At 72.2% G+C, this 15,756-nt stretch carries 15 protein-coding genes; 8 read left to right on the forward strand and 7 right to left on the reverse strand.

What is annotated here, in order from left to right:
* Positions 1-41: 41 nt before the first annotated feature.
* The 5 genes from HT134_RS30600 (at position 42) to HT134_RS30620 (ending at position 5,008) form a co-directional block, all read left to right on the forward strand.
* A complete protein-coding gene (locus tag HT134_RS30600; RefSeq protein ID WP_217708570.1) occupies positions 42-1,040 on the forward strand; it encodes a S66 family peptidase in 999 nt (332 codons plus the stop codon).
* Between the two features lie 126 nt (positions 1,041-1,166).
* Positions 1,167-1,733: an RNA polymerase sigma factor gene (locus HT134_RS30605; RefSeq protein ID WP_175603950.1), complete on the forward strand. Its 567-nt coding sequence runs from the start codon at positions 1,167-1,169 to the stop codon at positions 1,731-1,733.
* On the forward strand, positions 1,726-2,808 hold the full coding sequence (locus tag HT134_RS30610) for a CU044_5270 family protein (RefSeq protein WP_175603951.1): 1,083 nt from the start codon (positions 1,726-1,728) through the stop codon (positions 2,806-2,808). Before HT134_RS30605 ends, HT134_RS30610 begins: the two co-directional genes overlap by 8 nt.
* A 75-nt stretch (positions 2,809-2,883) precedes the next feature.
* On the forward strand, positions 2,884-3,726 hold the full coding sequence (locus HT134_RS30615; RefSeq protein ID WP_175603952.1) for a hypothetical protein: 843 nt from the start codon (positions 2,884-2,886) through the stop codon (positions 3,724-3,726).
* A 79-nt stretch (positions 3,727-3,805) separates the two neighbouring features.
* Complete coding sequence (locus HT134_RS30620; RefSeq protein ID WP_175603953.1) at positions 3,806-5,008, forward strand: erythromycin esterase family protein; 1,203 nt, start codon at positions 3,806-3,808, stop codon at positions 5,006-5,008.
* Here the strand turns inward: HT134_RS30620 and HT134_RS30625 are convergent.
* A complete protein-coding gene (locus tag HT134_RS30625; protein WP_175603954.1) occupies positions 4,986-5,309 on the reverse strand; it encodes a putative antibiotic biosynthesis monooxygenase in 324 nt (107 codons plus the stop codon). The genes HT134_RS30620 and HT134_RS30625 overlap by 23 nt on opposite strands.
* Before the next feature lie 127 nt (positions 5,310-5,436).
* On the opposite strand from HT134_RS30625, the gene HT134_RS30630 reads away from it, so the two are divergent.
* On the forward strand, positions 5,437-6,021 hold the full coding sequence (locus HT134_RS30630) for a TetR/AcrR family transcriptional regulator (protein ID WP_175603955.1): 585 nt from the start codon (positions 5,437-5,439) through the stop codon (positions 6,019-6,021).
* 230 nt (positions 6,022-6,251) lie between these two features.
* Here the strand turns inward: HT134_RS30630 and lanL are convergent, their stop codons facing one another.
* From lanL to HT134_RS30640, 3 genes are all read right to left on the reverse strand, one after another.
* Entirely contained in the window at positions 6,252-8,885 is a 2,634-nt protein-coding gene (lanL, locus tag HT134_RS30635) for a class IV lanthionine synthetase LanL (RefSeq protein WP_246365891.1), read from the reverse strand.
* 60 nt (positions 8,886-8,945) lie between these two features.
* Complete coding sequence (locus tag HT134_RS47215; protein ID WP_281387743.1) at positions 8,946-9,071, reverse strand: hypothetical protein; 126 nt, start codon at positions 9,069-9,071, stop codon at positions 8,946-8,948.
* A 235-nt stretch (positions 9,072-9,306) separates the two neighbouring features.
* The gene (locus HT134_RS30640; RefSeq protein ID WP_175603957.1) at positions 9,307-10,191 is read right to left on the reverse strand and encodes a LysR family transcriptional regulator; all 885 of its coding nucleotides are present in this window, start codon (positions 10,189-10,191) and stop codon (positions 9,307-9,309) included.
* A gap of 72 nt (positions 10,192-10,263) precedes the next feature.
* Between HT134_RS30640 and HT134_RS30645 the strand changes: the two genes are divergently transcribed.
* Positions 10,264-11,547 carry an MFS transporter gene (locus HT134_RS30645; protein ID WP_175603958.1) on the forward strand — a complete coding sequence of 428 codons (1,284 nt, stop codon included), beginning with the start codon at positions 10,264-10,266 and terminating at the stop codon, positions 11,545-11,547.
* A gap of 5 nt (positions 11,548-11,552) precedes the next feature.
* Positions 11,553-12,302: a DUF6348 family protein gene (locus HT134_RS30650; RefSeq protein WP_217708572.1), complete on the forward strand. Its 750-nt coding sequence runs from the start codon at positions 11,553-11,555 to the stop codon at positions 12,300-12,302.
* 6 nt (positions 12,303-12,308) lie between these two features.
* On the opposite strand, the gene HT134_RS30655 is transcribed toward HT134_RS30650, so the two are convergent.
* From HT134_RS30655 to HT134_RS30665, 3 genes are read right to left on the reverse strand one after another with little or no spacing between them, the layout of a single operon-like run.
* Positions 12,309-13,307, reverse strand: coding sequence for an ABC transporter permease (locus HT134_RS30655; RefSeq protein ID WP_175603960.1), 999 nt, complete (start codon positions 13,305-13,307; stop codon positions 12,309-12,311).
* A complete protein-coding gene (locus HT134_RS30660; protein ID WP_175603961.1) occupies positions 13,304-14,791 on the reverse strand; it encodes a sugar ABC transporter ATP-binding protein in 1,488 nt (495 codons plus the stop codon). The genes HT134_RS30655 and HT134_RS30660 overlap by 4 nt, the downstream gene beginning before the upstream one ends.
* Positions 14,788-15,756 carry a sugar ABC transporter substrate-binding protein gene (locus HT134_RS30665; RefSeq protein ID WP_175603962.1) on the reverse strand — a complete coding sequence of 323 codons (969 nt, stop codon included), beginning with the start codon at positions 15,754-15,756 and terminating at the stop codon, positions 14,788-14,790. Before HT134_RS30665 ends, HT134_RS30660 begins: the two co-directional genes overlap by 4 nt.

Here is a 15,756-nt window from a genome sequence, read left to right on the forward strand (position 1 = left end):
GGAAGCCCCAGGTTCCCCGGTAGTACCGTTACGCTTCGACGATGACGGACGTGATCTTCCCTCCCAAGCTGAAGGCGGGCGACGTCGTCCGCGTCGTGGCGCCGGCCAGGTCCCGCGCGATGGTCATGGAGCACGATCACACGGGCGTCATCGCGTCACGGTTCGCCGAGCTCGGCCTCACGCTCACCTACGGCGGCCATGTCGACGAGCGGGACGCGTTCGACTCCTCCAGCGTCGCCTCGCGGGTCGCCGACCTGCACGAGGCGTTCGCCGACCCGTCGGTGGCGGCGATCCTGACCGTCATCGGCGGCTACAACTCCAACGAGCTCCTGCCGTACCTGGACTGGGAGCTGATCCGCGCCAACCCGAAGATCCTGTGCGGGTACTCCGACATCACCGCCCTGCAGAACGCCGTCCTCGCGCGGACCGGGCTGGTCACCTACTCCGGCCCGCACTGGTCCACGTTCGGGATGCGGGACCACTTCGAGCAGACCCTGCGCTGGTTCACGTCGGTCCTGTTCGACACCGATCCGGTCGCGCTGACCCCGGCCGCGCACTGGAGCGACGACCTGTGGTTCCTCGACCAGGACAAGCGCGAGCAGATCCCCAACGACGGGTGGTGGCCGATGCGGCCCGGCAGCGGCGAGGGCCGCATCGTCGGCGGCAACCTCTGCACGCTGAACCTGCTGCAGGGCACCCCGTACCTGCCGTCGCTCGACGGCGCGCTGCTGATCGTCGAGGACGACTTCGAGTCGCACCCGGCGACGTTCGCCCGCGACCTGACCTCACTGCTGCAGCTCCCCGACGCGGCGAACATCCGGGGGCTGGCGATCGGCCGGTTCCAGAAGGCCAGCCGCATGTCCCGCCCGCTGCTGGAACAGATCATCGCCAACCAGCCGATCCCGGCCGGCGTCCCCGTCCTGGCCAACATCGACGTCGGCCACACCCACCCCTTGGCCACGTTCCCCGTCGGCGGCCGGGGCAGGCTCGTCGTCGGCGGCGCCGGGACCGACACCGGTCTGACCCTGCTGCGCCACTGACCTCGACGGCTTGCGTCCTTCGAGCGGTATCGGCCCGGCGTGAACTCTTCGGCGGTGCAGCGGTAAGTACAGGCGAATCTGCCCGCCTGCCGCACCTCGGCACCGCGTGAAGGAGCTGACCAGTCCATGGCCAGACCGGCGACAGCCGAGGCCTCCGACGCCGATCTGATCGGCCGGTCGTTCGAGGAGCCGGAGGCGTTCGCCGCCGTGTTCGACCGGCACGCGCCGGCCCTGCACCGCTACGCGGCCCGCAGGCTCGGGCCCGACGCGGCCGAGGACGTGGTGTCCGAGACGTTCCTTGCGGCGTTCGAGCACCGGCACCGCTACCAGTCCGGCCAGGCCGACGCCCGGCCCTGGTTGTACGGCATCGCCTCGAACGTGATCGGCAAACGGCGGCGGCGCGAGGTGGCCCGCTACCGCGCGTACGTGCGCGGCGGTGTGGACCCCGCGGAGATCGTCGGCGGGCCGGTGGAGGACGGCGTGGGCACGCTCGCGGTCAACAGGCCGCTGGTGGCCGCTCTGGCCGGGTTGCGCACCGGTGACCGGGACGTGCTGCTGCTGGTGGCGTGGGCGGAGCTGACGTACGAGGAGGTGGCCGAGGCGCTGGACGTCCCGGTCGGGACCGTGCGGTCCCGGCTCAACCGGGCGCGCAGGAAGGTCCGCCAGGCGCTGGAAGGAGCGAACCATGGATGAGATGGCGGAGCTCGCCCGGCTGTGGGCGGAGGTCCCCGAGGCGACCGAGCGCGACCTGGCCGGCTCCCGTGCCGTCCTGGCGTCCCGGTTCGACCGTCCCCGCCGCGGGTGGCGTGGGGCGCTCGCGTCCCGGTCGGACCGTCCCCGCCGCGGGTGGCGTGAGGCGCTGCCGGTGCGGCGGGTCGCGCTCGCCGGGGCGATCGCGGTGACGCTCACCGCCGGCGTCCTCGTCGCCGAGGTGGGTCTGGGCGGCTCCGGCCCGCACGGCCCCGGATCCCTGATCGGCGCGCCGCCGGCCGACGCCAAGACGCTGCTCTCGCTGGCCGCGCGGGCCGCCACCGACCAGCCCGACATGGTGCCGGCCCGCGGCGAGTACGTCCACACCAGGCGGCTGGCCCAGCAGAGCCTGTACACCGAGGACGAGGCGGGCAGGACGCAGTACACCAAGGTGCTGGTCAACGAGGAGCGCTGGGAGGCCGCGGACGTGGGCAAGCCCTGGCTGAGCCGCGAGCAGGCCGTCTCGGCCATCGGTCCGGCGCCCCGGACCTCCTGGGACCACGGCACCGAGGACACCGTGTACGAGCCGGCGACCTGCCCCGGCCGGCCCGCGTACGCCCGGCTGGGCGCCTGGCCGACGGACCCCGCGCAGGTGCGCGCCAAGCTCGTGGCCGAGACGGGCGGCGAGGAACCGCTGCGCGTCTGGTCCGCGCTCCAGGGTCTGGTCGCCGAGTCGGTGGTACGTCCCAGCCTGAGCGCCGCGCTGTACCAGGTGGCCGCCGGGCTCGACGGCATCGTGCTCGTCCCCGACGCCGTGGACGCCGCCGGCCGCCCCGGCCTCGCCGTCGCCATGGACGAGGGCGACGGCACCCGGTCGGAGCTCATCTTCGACCGGCACACCTATCGCTACCTGGGCGAGCGCACGGTCAACACCAGGGACAGGAAGGTGAGGCTGCCCAACCGCGAGGTCACCGCGCGCAAGGGCGCGGCGAACGGCACGGCCGTGCTCGCCGTCGATCTCGTCCCGGCGCTGCCGGAGGTGTCGCCGGACGCGTCCCGCATGGAGATTCCCTGCTGAGTCTTCCCCCCGATCCGGCCTTTTCGGCCGGAGGTTCTGTTTCGCATGCCCATTTTCGAGAGAAGGAGCACACCCATGTTCATCGCAGCGAAGGCCGTCGCGGTCACCCTGCTCGTCGGCTCGTTCGGCGCTTCCACCTCGCCGGAGACGCAGGCCGCGTACGAGAAGAAGGCCGCCGTCGAGCAGACGCGGGTCGCCTGCATGAAGGAGCAGGGCTTGACCTACCTGGCCCAGCCGGTGACGAAGCGCAAGCGGCAGCCCGGGGAGCGCGAACGGATCACGGGTGATTACGCGGCGTTGCGTGCGTACCGGGCCAAGTACGGCTTCGGCGTCTGGTCCCCGCTCGTCTTTCCGCGCGACCCGGTGGTCAACCCCGTGTCCGGGGAGAACCCGAACAACGACACCATGATGGCGATGTCCGCGGAGGAGCTGAAGAAGTGGCGCGCGGCCGACGACCGCTGCTTCGCCAAGGCCGCCGAGCAGCACCTGGGCAAGACCGTCACCTCCTACGACGGCTACCTCACCCGGCTCGACGCGGCGCTGGACGCGTCGCTCGTCCCGCTGGACGAGGACGGGCAGCTCACGCGGCTCGGCCGGCAGTTCGCCAAGTGCCTGGGCGTCGGCCAGGCCAAGCCCTCGGTCCTGGCCGTACTCGGCCGGTCGCAGTACACGAAGCAGGCCGGCGAGGTCGCCAGGAAGAACTGGAAGGGCGAGCTGCCGAAGGCCCCCGAGGGCCGCACCATCATCCTGAAGCCGCAGCTGAAGCCCGCGGAGGCCAAGCCGTACCTGGACAAGGAGATCAGGTCGGCCCTGAAGGACCTGGAGTGCGGGAAGTCCTTCTACGCCGCCTACTCGCCCAGGGCGTGGGCGGCCAAGGAGCGCGTGTACCAGGAGTTCGCCGTGGACTTCGCTCTCTGAGCTTTTAAGGTTGTCCCTTCCTGTCGCGGCCGGATCGCGGAAAAGCTTCCACAGACGGTTCAGAGATACCGTTGAAGGCATGGACATCAGCGTCAAGGACGCCACTCATGCCGTCGACGCCGCCGCCGTCCTGAGGCTGTTCCCGGCCCGGCCGCGACTGCTCGCCCTCGGCGAGCCCACCCACGGCGAGGACGCCCTGCTGCGCCTGCGCAACGAGCTGTTCCGGCAGCTCGTCGAGCAGGAGGGCTACCGGACGATCGGGATCGAGAGCGACTGCGTGCTGGGCCTGGCCGTGGACGACTACGTCACCTCGGGCACGGGCACCCTCGACGAGGTCATGGAGCGCGGCTTCAGCCACGGGTGGGGAGCGTCGGCGGCCAACCGGGAGCTCGTGCGCTGGATGCGCGCGTACAACGACGGCCGGGCCCCGGCCGAGCGGCTGCGCTTCGCCGGTTGCGACGGCCCGCTGGAGATCACCCACGCCGCGAGCCCCCGGCGGCCCCTCACCGCGCTCCACGGCTACCTCGCGGCCCATGTGGACGCCGACCTGCTGCCCTGCACCGCCGACACCCTCGACGGCCTGCTCGGGGCCGACGACCGGTGGACCGATCCCGCCGCGACGACGGACCCGTCCCGGTCCGTGGGCCGGTCGGCCGAGGCCAGGGAGCTGCTGCTGCTCGCCGACGATCTCGTGGCGCTGCTCGACGCGGAGACGCCGCGCCTGATCGCCGCGTCCGCACGAGACGGCTGGGACCGGGCCCGCCTGTACGGCCGCGCCGCCACCGGCCTCCTGCGCTACCACTTCTGGCTGGCCGACACGTCACCGGGACGCATGACAAGGCTGCTGGGCCTGCGCAGCTCGATGATCGCCGCCAACCTCCTCGCCGTCGCCGAGCGGGGTCCGGCGCTGGTCCACGCCCACAACCTCCACTTCCAGCGGCACAGGAGCACGATGCGGCTGGGCGAGCTGCCGGTGGAGTGGTGGAGCGCCGGCGCGATCGTCCGCGCCCATCTGGGCGAGGAGTTCGCGTTCCTGGCCACGGCCCTCGGCACGATGCGGCACCAGGGAGTGGAGACCCCGCCCCCGGACACCGTCGAGGGGCTCCTGTACGCGCTCCCGCAGGAGCGCTGCGTCGTCGGCACCGGCCGGCTGGCCGCCGCCCTCGGCGGCGCCGCGCTCGCGGCCCGCACGTCGCCCTGGTTCGGCTACTTCCCGCTGGATCCGGAGCAGCTGACGGGGAGCGACGGGATCGTGTTCGTCAAGGACGTCCCGCGGAGCTAGGCCGCCTCCCGCGCCTCGGCATCCTGGCGTGGGCCCGCAGCAGCAGCGGCATCAGCAGGTACACCACCGTCGGCACGACGACGCCGGTCAGGATCAGCGTGCGCAGGGGCATCGGCAGAGGCGCGATGGCCGGCCCGAGCAGCAGCTGGACCACCATGATCATCGAATAGACCGCCAGCCAGGTGAGCAGCGCCCGATGGTGCACCGACGGCGGGGCGGGCGCGACGGCGGCGGGCCTCGCCGGCCTCGCGGGGCTGGCGGGGGCGGCGGAGGTGGCATGGGCGGCTTGGGCGACCGGCATGGCGATCCCCTCTCTGGGACGGGTGAGGGCTCTGGGCGAGCCCCGAATCCAACTCGATGGTTGGAGTTTGCCACACCCGCGCCGAAAACTCCAACCGCCCAGTTGGAGAATGTCGTATGCTGAGGTCATGGCATGGGACACCGCCCGAACCAGGCAACTCCTCCTCGACGCCGCCGTCGAGGAGTTCGCCGAGCACGGCCCGCAGGGCGCCCGCGTCGACCGGGTCGCGGCCAAGGCCGGGGTGAACAAGGAGCGCATCTACCAGTACTTCGGCAACAAGGACCAGCTCTTCGGCGCCGTGCTCACCCAGGAGCTCGAACGGCTGGCCGCCGCCGTCCCCCTGGACGCCGCGCAGGCCGCCGACCTCGGCGGGTACGCCGGGCGGGTCTTCGACTACCACAGCTCCCACCCGCACCTGGTGCGGCTGCTGCACTGGGAGGGCCTGCACGCCGGCGACGCCGAGGTCCCCGCCGAGGCGGCCAGGACCGCCCACTACGCCGGCAAGGTCGCCGCGCTGGCCGCCGCCCAGGAGGAGGGCTCCCTCACCGGCGCGCTGCCGCCGGCCGACCTCGTGTACGCGGTGATCGCCCTGGCCGGCTGGTGGTTCTCCACCCCGCAACTCGCCCGCATGATCCGGGCCGGCGTCCCGGACGACAGCCCCGCCGCCCGGCGCGAAGCGCTGATCCGCCTCGTCCGCGCCCTCGTCGCCTGACTCCTCGGTCCCGCGCCTGCCCGGGCCCGCGCGAGCAGGGACGTGGCGCAGGGCAGGAGGATCACCCACCCGTTGCCACCGCCACCGCCCTTCCTCCGTGGCGGCTCGGCAGGAACCCCTTCCGCTCCGGGAGGGTTCCTGAGCCGCGCGGCCACGTCGACGAACGGCGGACGGAGCCTCCGAGGAGCTGGGAAATCGCTCTCCGGCGCAGGAAAGTCTCACCGGGAGGCTCAGCCGACCGGGAGGCAGTCGGGGCCCCCGTACGCCAGCCGGCGGAAGAACGTCACGACGCCGGTCAGTCCCTGCGCCCACGAGAGCGAGCGGGCGGGAGGGTCGCCGGGCGCGAAGAAGGTGGGGTGGAGGGGCGAGCCGGCGCTCCGGAGCAGGAGATGAGTGGCCAGGTCGTACGCCGCCGCCCGATGACGCTCCGACTGTTCCAGCTCGGCCAGGGTCAGCAGGTAGTTGCCGACGCCGGCCACGCCGCAGCACTGGCCGAGCGCGCTCAGGCGCGACATGCGGGCGACGCACACGTCGGCTCCCCGACGGGCGAGGTCGGCCAGGGCCGGGTCGCCCAGCACCTTGCTCGCGTGCAGCAGCGTCGGCCCGACCCCGGCGAGGCCGCGGCACCAGGACATGGTCATCGGTTCGGCGGCCGGGTCCTCCGCCTCGCGTACCAGGACCCGGGCGCGTTCGGACAGGAGGCGCACGCGGTCCGCGGCGGCTTCGAGCACCCACGACTCGCCGGTCTCCTCGGCCAGGCCGAGCAGCAACGCGGTGGTGCCGGCCAGGCCGTGCGCGCGTCCGGCCGTCACGTCGGCCTCGCCCGGCCTGGAGGCGCGGGGCAGCGGTCGTTCCGCCACGACGGCCCGCGCGCAGCGCCGCGCCGCCTCCAGGTCGGCCGGGTCGCCGGTGAGGCGGTGGAAGTACAGGTGCCCGAGGCCGGCGCCCGCGTCCCCGTCGGTCAGGTCGGCGGCCTCCGGGCGCCACTCCGGCGGCGGCAGGCTCCTGCCCGGCCGGCCCCCCGCCGGGCTGATGCCGCGGTCACCCGCCTCCTGGAGGAAGACGTCCGTCCCGGTCACGCCGGTGAACAGGCCGGGCTGCGGCGTCAACGGCGCCGTGACGCGTACGGTGAAGTCCACCAGCTCGCGCAGCTTCCGCTCCGCGGCCGGCCGGTGCCGGTGGTGCAGCAGCTCCAGGCCGATGCCCGCGCTGCCGCTGTAGACGCTCGCGTCGTTGGCGGCCTTCGTGCCGGCCGGAGCCTCCAGGACGCCGTCCACCAGATCGAGCAGATCGCCCACGAGGTTGTCCAGCACCTCGGCGGCCACGTCAGCGGTGACCACGGGCGCGGCGACCACCGGCCCGGCGACCACGGGCGCGGTGACCACAGGCGCGGTGACCACAGGCGCGGTGACCACAGGCGCGGTGGCGACAGGCGCGGTGGCGACAGGCGTCGGCGGGGAGACCGTCCGGCGGTCGTCCCCTGACGCGAGCCGCAGCACCGCGGCGCGCGCACGTTCCTCGTCGCCGAGCAGGTCCACCACGGCGGACATCGTCCCCGACGGCGTCGGGCCGTGGTACCGCGAGACCGTCTGCAGCGCCCGCGTCCTCGGCAGCTCGGGGTCGTCGCCCAGGGTCACCGGGTGGAGCCCTGTCGCCGCGTACACCAGGGTCATGCCGAGCGCGTGGAGGTCGTCGGCGGCTCGCGGCGGCTCGCCGCGCACCTGCCGCGCGGGGGCGTAGCCCGGTGTCAGCCCGGACAGATGCAGCCCGTCGTAGGAGGCGAGTCCGAAGTCGATGAGGCTGGCGCCGTCACCGATCACGACGTTGGCGGCGGACAGGTCCCGCATCATGACGCCGCGTTCGTGCACCGCGGTGAGAATCCGGGCCAGCTCGCCCGCCAGCCGGTCGAGGCTCCGCGCGCCCGCGCCGGGTCCTGTCCGGTACGGACCGTTCCGCCGCACGTCCTCGGCCAGGGTCGCCGGGCCGCGGTCGGTGGTGACCAGGAACTCGTCGTCGCCGTACCGGAAGTGGTCGAGGAAGCGCGGCACACCGGCGACTCCGTCGAGGGCCTCCAGGACGCGGCGCTCGTTGCGCAGCCGCAGCCGGCCGTCGTTGCCGTCGCCGTGTTCGGCGACGAAGGCGCGCGCCTGCTTGACGACCACCCGCCCGCCGGTCCGCTCGTCGATCGCGCGGTAGACGTTGCCCTGGGCGGCCTCCCGGATCCCGACGACGACGCGGTAGCGACCGCTCAGCAGCAGGTCGTCGCCGGAGCGGCCGGGTTCGGGCCGAGCGCCGGTGAACGGGTCCTCGACCCACGACGGTTGCCGGTAGCTGAGCCCGGCGGCCTCGTCGAACTCCTCGCCGGCGGGCCCGCGCAGCTGTGTGATGGACTGTCCGCGCACGTCGGTGCTCCGCCGGGTGACGAACCCTCCGTACCGGTAGTACACCGGAGCGTCCGCGGACACTCTCCGGTCGCTGAGCACGCGCGGCCCTTGGTGGCCGGTCAATGTCCGGGCGAGCAGCAGCCCGACGTCACGGACGCGATGCTGGTCGGGATAGACGGTGAACGCCTTGCCGACGCTCTCCGGGACCGTCCGGCCGTCGTTCAACTCGTGGAGCACCTGCCGCGAACGGGCCAGCTTGAACACACATCCCTCGGCCACCAGCAAGGGGACGAGTTTCTCCACGAGCGCGGGAAAGTTCGAGGCGCGAGAAGATACGTGTAACTTCCATCCGTGGTCCGGTAAAACGGCCCTATCTGGCCTGACAACCAGCCAGACAGAGCCGCCTGTCACCGTGTGGTCAGCGCCGACGCATTGCCTGACGACTTGTTCCACCCAGTCCTGGGAACCCGCCTCGCACATCTTCCGCCAGCCCCCGTCTGGGTGAATTCCGGTACGTCCGGGCCACGCCGACCCCGGTGATCAGCAGATTTTCGAGACGCCAGGTCGCGTCACCGGGCAGCGGTCCTGGTCGACCTGGCTCTCCCACCGCTGCTCGAACTCGACGACCGGCTCCATCACGTCGGTCCCGGCCACTCGGGGTTCCATCCTCAGAAGTGCCGACATTGCGTGTCCCTTCTGCCCATTACAGCCTGTCCGATATCAGCGCAATGCTAACAGTCGGGGATTCCGTGTCAAGATCTCTTGCAATGCGTTCGGCCTGACACCGACCGATGACCAAGCGTGCGGACGGAACGTTCCAGACGCCCTGGAAATGGCGTTTCTCATATGCACGAATTCGATTTCCGCAACGGCGTGAAATTCTGTTCACCTGTTTCGGCTGCTAGCCGGGCGGGCTCGAATCCGACGCCGGTTCCAGGCCGAGGCGGGCGGCCAGGCCCGCGGCGGCGGCCGACAGCTCGGGCGGCATGGGGCGGCGGGTCACCATGAACAGGGTGAGCCTGCCCGGGATCGTCATCGCCGCGATCTCCTCCCCCGGCCCGGCGTAGGAGACGGCCGGCCCGCTCGGCAGGACGATCGGGCAGCCGAGCAGGCGGCCCATCCGCACGGCCGTCTCCGCCGTGGCCGCCCGCCGCGGCCGTCCGCCCAGCTCGGAGAGCCGCCGGTGCAGCGCGGCGGTGGAGGCGTCGTAGGTGTACGCGACCACGTCGAGCCCCGCGAACGGCTTGCGCCCGGAGCCGAGGCGCGCCCCCGCCGGGACGAGGACGACCAGCCGGTCGCGGGCCACGGGCAGCGCCGTCACCGTGGCCGGCAACCGCATCTGATCGGCGATCGCGACGAAGGCCACGTCCATCGAGCCCTCGCCGACCCATTCGACCAGCCGATCGCCGTGGTCGGCGACCTGGTGCACCGTCACCTCGCCCAGCAGGTCCTCCAACGCCGGGAACACCCACGGGGCGAGGCTGCCGAACGTGCCCGCCCTGAGGCTGCCCGCGCGGGCCGCCGCCCGGGTGCGATCGAAGATCGCCTCCAGGTGCTCCAGCACGTGTGCCGCCTCAGCGGCGAGCGCCCGGCCGGCCGGCGTCGGCCGCGCTCCGGTCGTGTCCCGGTCGAAGAGCCGCTCGCCGATCCGCCGCTCCAGCGCGGCCAGCCGATTGCTCGCGGCGGGCTGGCTGATGAGCAGTTCCCGCCCGGCCGCGCCGAGCGAGCCGTGCCGGACGAGCGCTTCGACTAGCCGCAGATCCTCCACCGACGGCAATGACCTCATAAGCCAACGTTATGAGCTCACGGCACGATCCACGACCTACCCCGAAATTTCGCCAGATTTCAGGATTGCTCCGTGACTTCTCGCCGCGACATCGCCGCCATGCTCCTGACCACGTTCCTCACCTGGATGGGACAGCGCACCACCGCCGTGGCGCTCCCCCTCGTCGCGCTCGCCGAGACCGGGTCCCCCTGGACCACCGGGCTCGTCGGCGGCGCCGTCGGGCTGCCCATGCTGACCTCGGCGTGGTGGGCGCGCGGACTGCGGCAACGGCTGACGACCGGCCGCGCCCTCGCCGGCGTGCTCGCCGTCCAGGTGGCCGGACTGCTCGTCGTCCCGGTCGGCGCCGCCCTCGGCACCGTCGGCTCGATCCACCTGGCCGCCACCGGCCTGATCACCGGCTGCGCGACCGCCGTGGGGGCGCCCGCCCAGCGGGCGCTGCTCGCCGACCTCTGCGACCGGCTGGGCGCGGGCGTCGCCGCCCGGATGCTCGCCTGGCAGGACTTCGCCCACCGGAGCACGATGATCCTGGCCCCGCCCCTGGCCGGCTGGGCGATCACCGCCACCGGCCCCTTCCACCTGCTCTGGGCGGAGGCGGCGGGCGTCGGCCTGGGCGCGGCCGTGCTGCTGACGGTGCGCGGCGCCGCGACGGCCACCACCGGCGGCGACGACGCGTCCGCCTCCCCCGGCGGTGACGACGCGTCCGCCACCCCCGGCGGTGACGACGCGTCGGCTTCCCCCGGCGGCGACGCGCCGGCGCTCAGGCACGTCCTGGCCCGTCACCCCGAGATACGCCGCGCCGTGACGATGTCGGGCGTCGGCGGGCTCGTCTGGTTCGCCTTCACCCTCGGGCTGGCGATCCTCGGCGCCGAGACCGGCCGTCCCGGGCTGCTCATCTCGGCCGGCATGACCGGTTACGGCGCGGGCTCCCTCGTCGGCGCGCTCCTGGCGCCGGCGGTCGTGCCCCGGCTGCCGGCGCTGGGCACCATGGCCACCGGATGGGTCATCCTCGGGGCGTCCTTCATCGCCCTGCCCGCGGTCACCTCGTCGCTGCCGCTGATCGCCTGCCTGGCCGCGGCCGGCGGCTTCGCCATGCCGCTCGGCATCGGCTCGATGAACCGGCTGATCACCGTGCGCACCGACGGCGCGGAACGGCGGGCCGCCTTCGCCGCCGAGAGCCTGGTGCACGACGGGGCGGTGTCACTCGGCCTGCTCGCCGGAGGGGCGGTCATCGGCCTGGCCGGGGCAGGGCCGACGCTGGTCGTCGCGGGCGCCGCGCAGGTCGCCGTCGCGCTGGTCGCCGGCCCCTGGCTGATCCCCGTCCCCGCTCGTGAGCCGGTACGGTCTACCCTGCAATGATCATGATGAACGACGGGAGAACGGGCGCGATGGACGAGCGGCTACCGGACGAGGTCGTCCTGGGCATGATCGCCCGGCGGTTGTCCGAGGCCATGGACCAGCCCTGGCACGTCACGGGAGACCTGGCCAAGGGCCCCGGCAGCCTCGCCGTGGTGCTCGGCGAGGACCACACCGGCCACCCCGGTCATGTGGACATCGACTTCGTGCTCAATGTCGACCGGCCCGGGAACACCACGATCAGCGACTGCGCCACGGGATACGGCACGACTCCCGAGGAGACCGTGGAGCGCGCGATCGAGATCTGGCTGGGCACCACCGGCAGCGCCCTGCTCGAACTCCTCGCCCAGGACGGCTCCTTCGCCGGGCACTACGCCGCCGACGACCCCGACGGGTTCCCCGGCTGGCACATGATCCACGGCGGCATCACCGGCTGGGGCATCGGCGACGACTTCCAGGCCGTCCAGCGCTGGGCCGCGGACAACCCGCTCGCGCCCCATCTGGCCCCGGCGCTGCGGAGCTCGTTCGACCGTGACCACCTGATCGGCGTCAAGGCGTTCTTCGGCAGCGGCGGGGACTCCGAGACCGCCGAGATCCGGGTCGACGGCATCCACCACGAGGCGGCCTCGGAGGTGCTGGCCGGCCTGCCCTGGCCCCGGCCGGCCGGCGGCATGTCCTACGCCAGGACGTTCCTGCTCCTCGTGCACAACGAGGGAGGCGACGAGGGACGCGAGAGGGGACGCGACGAGACGGCGTGACGGCGGTCAGGAGGCGACCGCCGCCGGCACGGGCTCCTTCGCGGGCTGGGTGACGGCCAGCTTGCGGGCCAGGCGCAGCCGGTACGCGTCCAGCACCACCGCCACCAGGATCACCAGGCCGGTGATGATCTGCCGCTCGAAGTCGGAGACGCCCATGAGCAGCAGCCCGTTGGTGAGCACGCCGAGCAGGCACGCCCCGAGGAACGTGCCGGCCATCGAGCCGCGCCCGCCCATCAGGCTGGCCCCGCCGATGACCACGGCGGCGATCGCGTTCAGCTCGTAGCCCTGACCCAGGATCGGGCTGGCGATGTTGAGCCGGGCCATGTACAGGACGGCCGCGATGCCCACCGTCAGTCCGGCGATCATGAATGCCGCGATCTTGATGCGGGACGTCTTGTGGCCGGACAGGCGGACCGCTTCCTCGTTGTTGCCGGTGGCGTAGATCAGCCGCCCGAAGACCGTGCGCGACAGCACGAACCAGCCGATGCCCGCCAGCAGCAGCGCGACCCAGAACACCGCGGGGACGCCGAGCAGCGTGATGGTGCCGAAGTCGTTGAGCGCGGCGGGCAGGTTGTAGATGGTGGCCGCGTCGGTGTACCGCTCGGCGGCGCCGCGGGCGACGTTGAGCATGGCCAGGGTGACGATGAACGACGGCACCCGCCACTGTTCCGACACGAACCCGTTGATCCAGCCGACCGCGCCGCCGACCAGCACGCTGACCAGGATCGCGCCGAGCAGTGTCACGGCGGAGTGCGATCCGGCCATCATCGTGCCGGACACGACCGCGCACAGCGCCATCGCCGAGCCGACCGACAGGTCGATGCCGCCGACCAGGATCACGAACGTCATGCCCACGGCGAGCACGGTGTTCAGGGTGATCTGGGTCATGATGTTGCGCAGGTTCTGCTCGGTCGCGAAGTTCGGTGCCGCGATGACGAAGAAGCCCGCGAGCACTACCAGGGCGACGCCGATGCCGGCCTCGCCGAGCACGAGCCTTTTGATCATTGTGTTTCACCGTTCTTGAGGTAGCCCGAGTAGGCGAGCGTGAGGATGTGCTCGGCGTCGAAGTCCGGCCTGGCGACCTCGCCGGCGATCTTGCCGCGGGAGAAGACCAGGATGCGGTCGCAGACGCCCATCAGCTCCGGCAGGTCCGAGGAGACGACGATCAGGGCCTTGCCTTCGGCGGCCAGGCCGAGCAGCAGCTCGTGGATCTCGTACTTGGCGCCCACGTCGATGCCGCGGGTGGGCTCGTCCACGATCAGGATGTCGGAGCCGGCGTTGAGCCACTTGGCCAGCACGACCTTCTGCTGGTTGCCGCCCGACAGGGTGCGCACGTGCTGGCCGACGCCCGCGGAGCGCAGGTGCAGGCGCCGCCCGAGGTCCTCGGACAGGGAGCGTTCCTGGCCGAAGCGCAGCAGGAGCCCGCGCAGCTTGGCGAGCGTGACGTTGGCGCTGATCGGCAGGTCGAGGACGAGGCCCTGCGACTTGCGGTCCTCGGTGAGCAGGCTGATGCCGTGCCGCACCGCGTCCTTGGGGTGCCGGATGTGCACCTTCTCGCCGTAAAGCTTGATATTTCCGGACACGGCCGGGTCGGCGCCGAAGATCGCGCGCATCGCCTCCGTACGGCCCGAGCCGACCAGCCCCGCCAGCCCCACGACCTCGCCCCGCCGTACCGAGAAGGAGAGCGGCCCCTCGAAGCCCGCGACCTTGAGCTCGCGCACCTCGATCGCCACCTCGCCCGGCGCGGTCGGCGGCTTGACGGGATACTCCTGCGCCAGGTCCCGCCCCACCATCAGCCGGACCAGGTCCGGCGCGGTCACCCCGGCCATCTCACGGGTCTCGATGCTGCGCCCGTTGCGCAGCACGGTGACCCGGTCGGCCAGCTCCAGCACCTCCTGAAGGTGGTGCGAGATGTACACGATGGCGACGCCGCGCTCGCGCAGCCCGCGCAGGATGCCGAACAGGCGTCCCGCCTCGCGCGAGGTGAGCGTGGCGGTCGGCTCGTCCATGATGAGCAGCTTGGAGTCGGTGGAGATCGCCTTGGCGATCTCCACGAGCTGCATCTGCGCGATGCCGAGCCGCTCGACCGGCGTGTCCGGCGCGACGTCCAGACCGACCTGCTCCAGCAGCCGCGCGGCGTCCGCGCGCAGCCGCTTCCGGTCGACGACGCCCGCCGTGCGCGGCAGCCCGCGCAGGAACAGGTTCTCCGCCACGGTGAGGTACGGCAGCAGCGCCAGCTCCTGGTGGACCACCGAGATCCCGGCGGCCAGACCGTCGGCCGCGCCGGCCGGGGTGTACGGCACGCCGTCGAAGGTCATCGTGCCGGCGTCCGGCGCGTGGATCCCGGCCAGAGCCTTGACCAGCGTGGACTTGCCCGCGCCGTTCTCCCCCACCAGGGCGTGGATCTCGCCCGCGCGGATGTCGAGATCGACCCCGTCGAGCGCCACCACACCGGGGAAGCGCTTGACGAGGCCGGTGACCGTCATCATCCGAGGTTGTCCTTGGTGATGAGCTTGATCTCGGTCTTCTGCCAGCCGCTGAAGTTCTCGCCGCCGATCATCTTCATGGCGTAGTCGATGCCGTTGGCGGCCTGCTGCGCGCCGTACTGGTCGAGGGTGGACACGACGGTGCCGTCCTTGACGTACTGCGCGATGGCCGGGATGTTGTCGAACGAGGCGACCTTGATCTGGCCCTTCTTGCCCTGCTCGTCGATCGCCTTCAGCGCGCCGAGCGCCATGTTGTCGTTGCCGGCGAGCACGCCCTTGATGTTCGGGTGGGCGGTGAGCATGTTGCTGAAGACGGTGTGCGCCTCGTTGGTCTCCCAGTGCGCCGTCTTGGAGTCGACGAGCTTGAGCCCGCCCTCCTTGACCGCGTCCTCGAAGCCGGCCTTGCGCTGAGCGGCGTTGGCGGCGCCCGGGTTGCCCTCCAGGATGACCACCTCGGCGTCCTTGCCGACGGCCTTGGCCAGCTCCATGCCGGACTGCTTGGCGCCCTCGCGGTTGTCGGGGCCGACGAAGGGCACCTTGTCGCCGATGCCGGCGGCCTTCATCGCGCCCTCTTCGAGCTGGACGTCGATGTTGACGACCTTCACGCCCGCGTCGACGGCCCGCTTGAGCGGCGCCACCAGCGCCCGCGAGTCGGCGGGGGCGATCACGATCGCCTTGGCCTGCTGCGTCACGCACTTCTCGACCGCGGCGACCTGGTTGTCGATGTCGGTCTCGTTCTGGATGCCGACGACGCTGAGCGTGAGGTCGCCGCGCTTGGCCGCGTGCTCCTCCGCGCCCTTCTGCATCTGCTGGAAGAACTCGTTGGCCAGCGACTTCATCACCAGGCAGACGCCTGGCTTCTCACCCGGCTTGGGGGCGGCGGCCGGCTCGGCGGCGGTGCCGCCCTCCTTGCCGCAGGCGGTCAGCGCGAGGGCCAGACCGGCCACGGCGACGATCTTCTTGTTCAT

The organism is Nonomuraea rhodomycinica (assembly GCF_013363995.1).
GTDB lineage: Bacteria > Actinomycetota > Actinomycetes > Streptosporangiales > Streptosporangiaceae > Nonomuraea > Nonomuraea rhodomycinica.

Bases quoted from the DNA above. Each gene is read 5' to 3' on its own strand.
- HT134_RS30600 (WP_217708570.1), top strand. From the start codon at position 42: ATGACGGACGTGATCTTCCCTCCCAAGCTGAAGGCGGGCGACGTCGTC.
- HT134_RS30605 (WP_175603950.1), top strand. From the start codon at position 1,167: ATGGCCAGACCGGCGACAGCCGAGGCCTCCGACGCCGATCTGATCGGC.
- HT134_RS30610 (WP_175603951.1), top strand. From the start codon at position 1,726: ATGGATGAGATGGCGGAGCTCGCCCGGCTGTGGGCGGAGGTCCCCGAG.
- HT134_RS30615 (WP_175603952.1), top strand. From the start codon at position 2,884: ATGTTCATCGCAGCGAAGGCCGTCGCGGTCACCCTGCTCGTCGGCTCG.
- HT134_RS30620 (WP_175603953.1), top strand. From the start codon at position 3,806: ATGGACATCAGCGTCAAGGACGCCACTCATGCCGTCGACGCCGCCGCC.
- HT134_RS30625 (WP_175603954.1), bottom strand. From the start codon at position 5,309: ATGCCGGTCGCCCAAGCCGCCCATGCCACCTCCGCCGCCCCCGCCAGC.
- HT134_RS30630 (WP_175603955.1), top strand. From the start codon at position 5,437: ATGGCATGGGACACCGCCCGAACCAGGCAACTCCTCCTCGACGCCGCC.
- lanL (WP_246365891.1), bottom strand. From the start codon at position 8,885: ATGTGCGAGGCGGGTTCCCAGGACTGGGTGGAACAAGTCGTCAGGCAA.
- HT134_RS47215 (WP_281387743.1), bottom strand. From the start codon at position 9,071: ATGGAACCCCGAGTGGCCGGGACCGACGTGATGGAGCCGGTCGTCGAG.
- HT134_RS30640 (WP_175603957.1), bottom strand. From the start codon at position 10,191: ATGAGGTCATTGCCGTCGGTGGAGGATCTGCGGCTAGTCGAAGCGCTC.
- HT134_RS30650 (WP_217708572.1), top strand. From the start codon at position 11,553: ATGAACGACGGGAGAACGGGCGCGATGGACGAGCGGCTACCGGACGAG.
- HT134_RS30655 (WP_175603960.1), bottom strand. From the start codon at position 13,307: ATGATCAAAAGGCTCGTGCTCGGCGAGGCCGGCATCGGCGTCGCCCTG.
- HT134_RS30660 (WP_175603961.1), bottom strand. From the start codon at position 14,791: ATGATGACGGTCACCGGCCTCGTCAAGCGCTTCCCCGGTGTGGTGGCG.
- HT134_RS30665 (WP_175603962.1), bottom strand. From the start codon at position 15,756: ATGAACAAGAAGATCGTCGCCGTGGCCGGTCTGGCCCTCGCGCTGACC.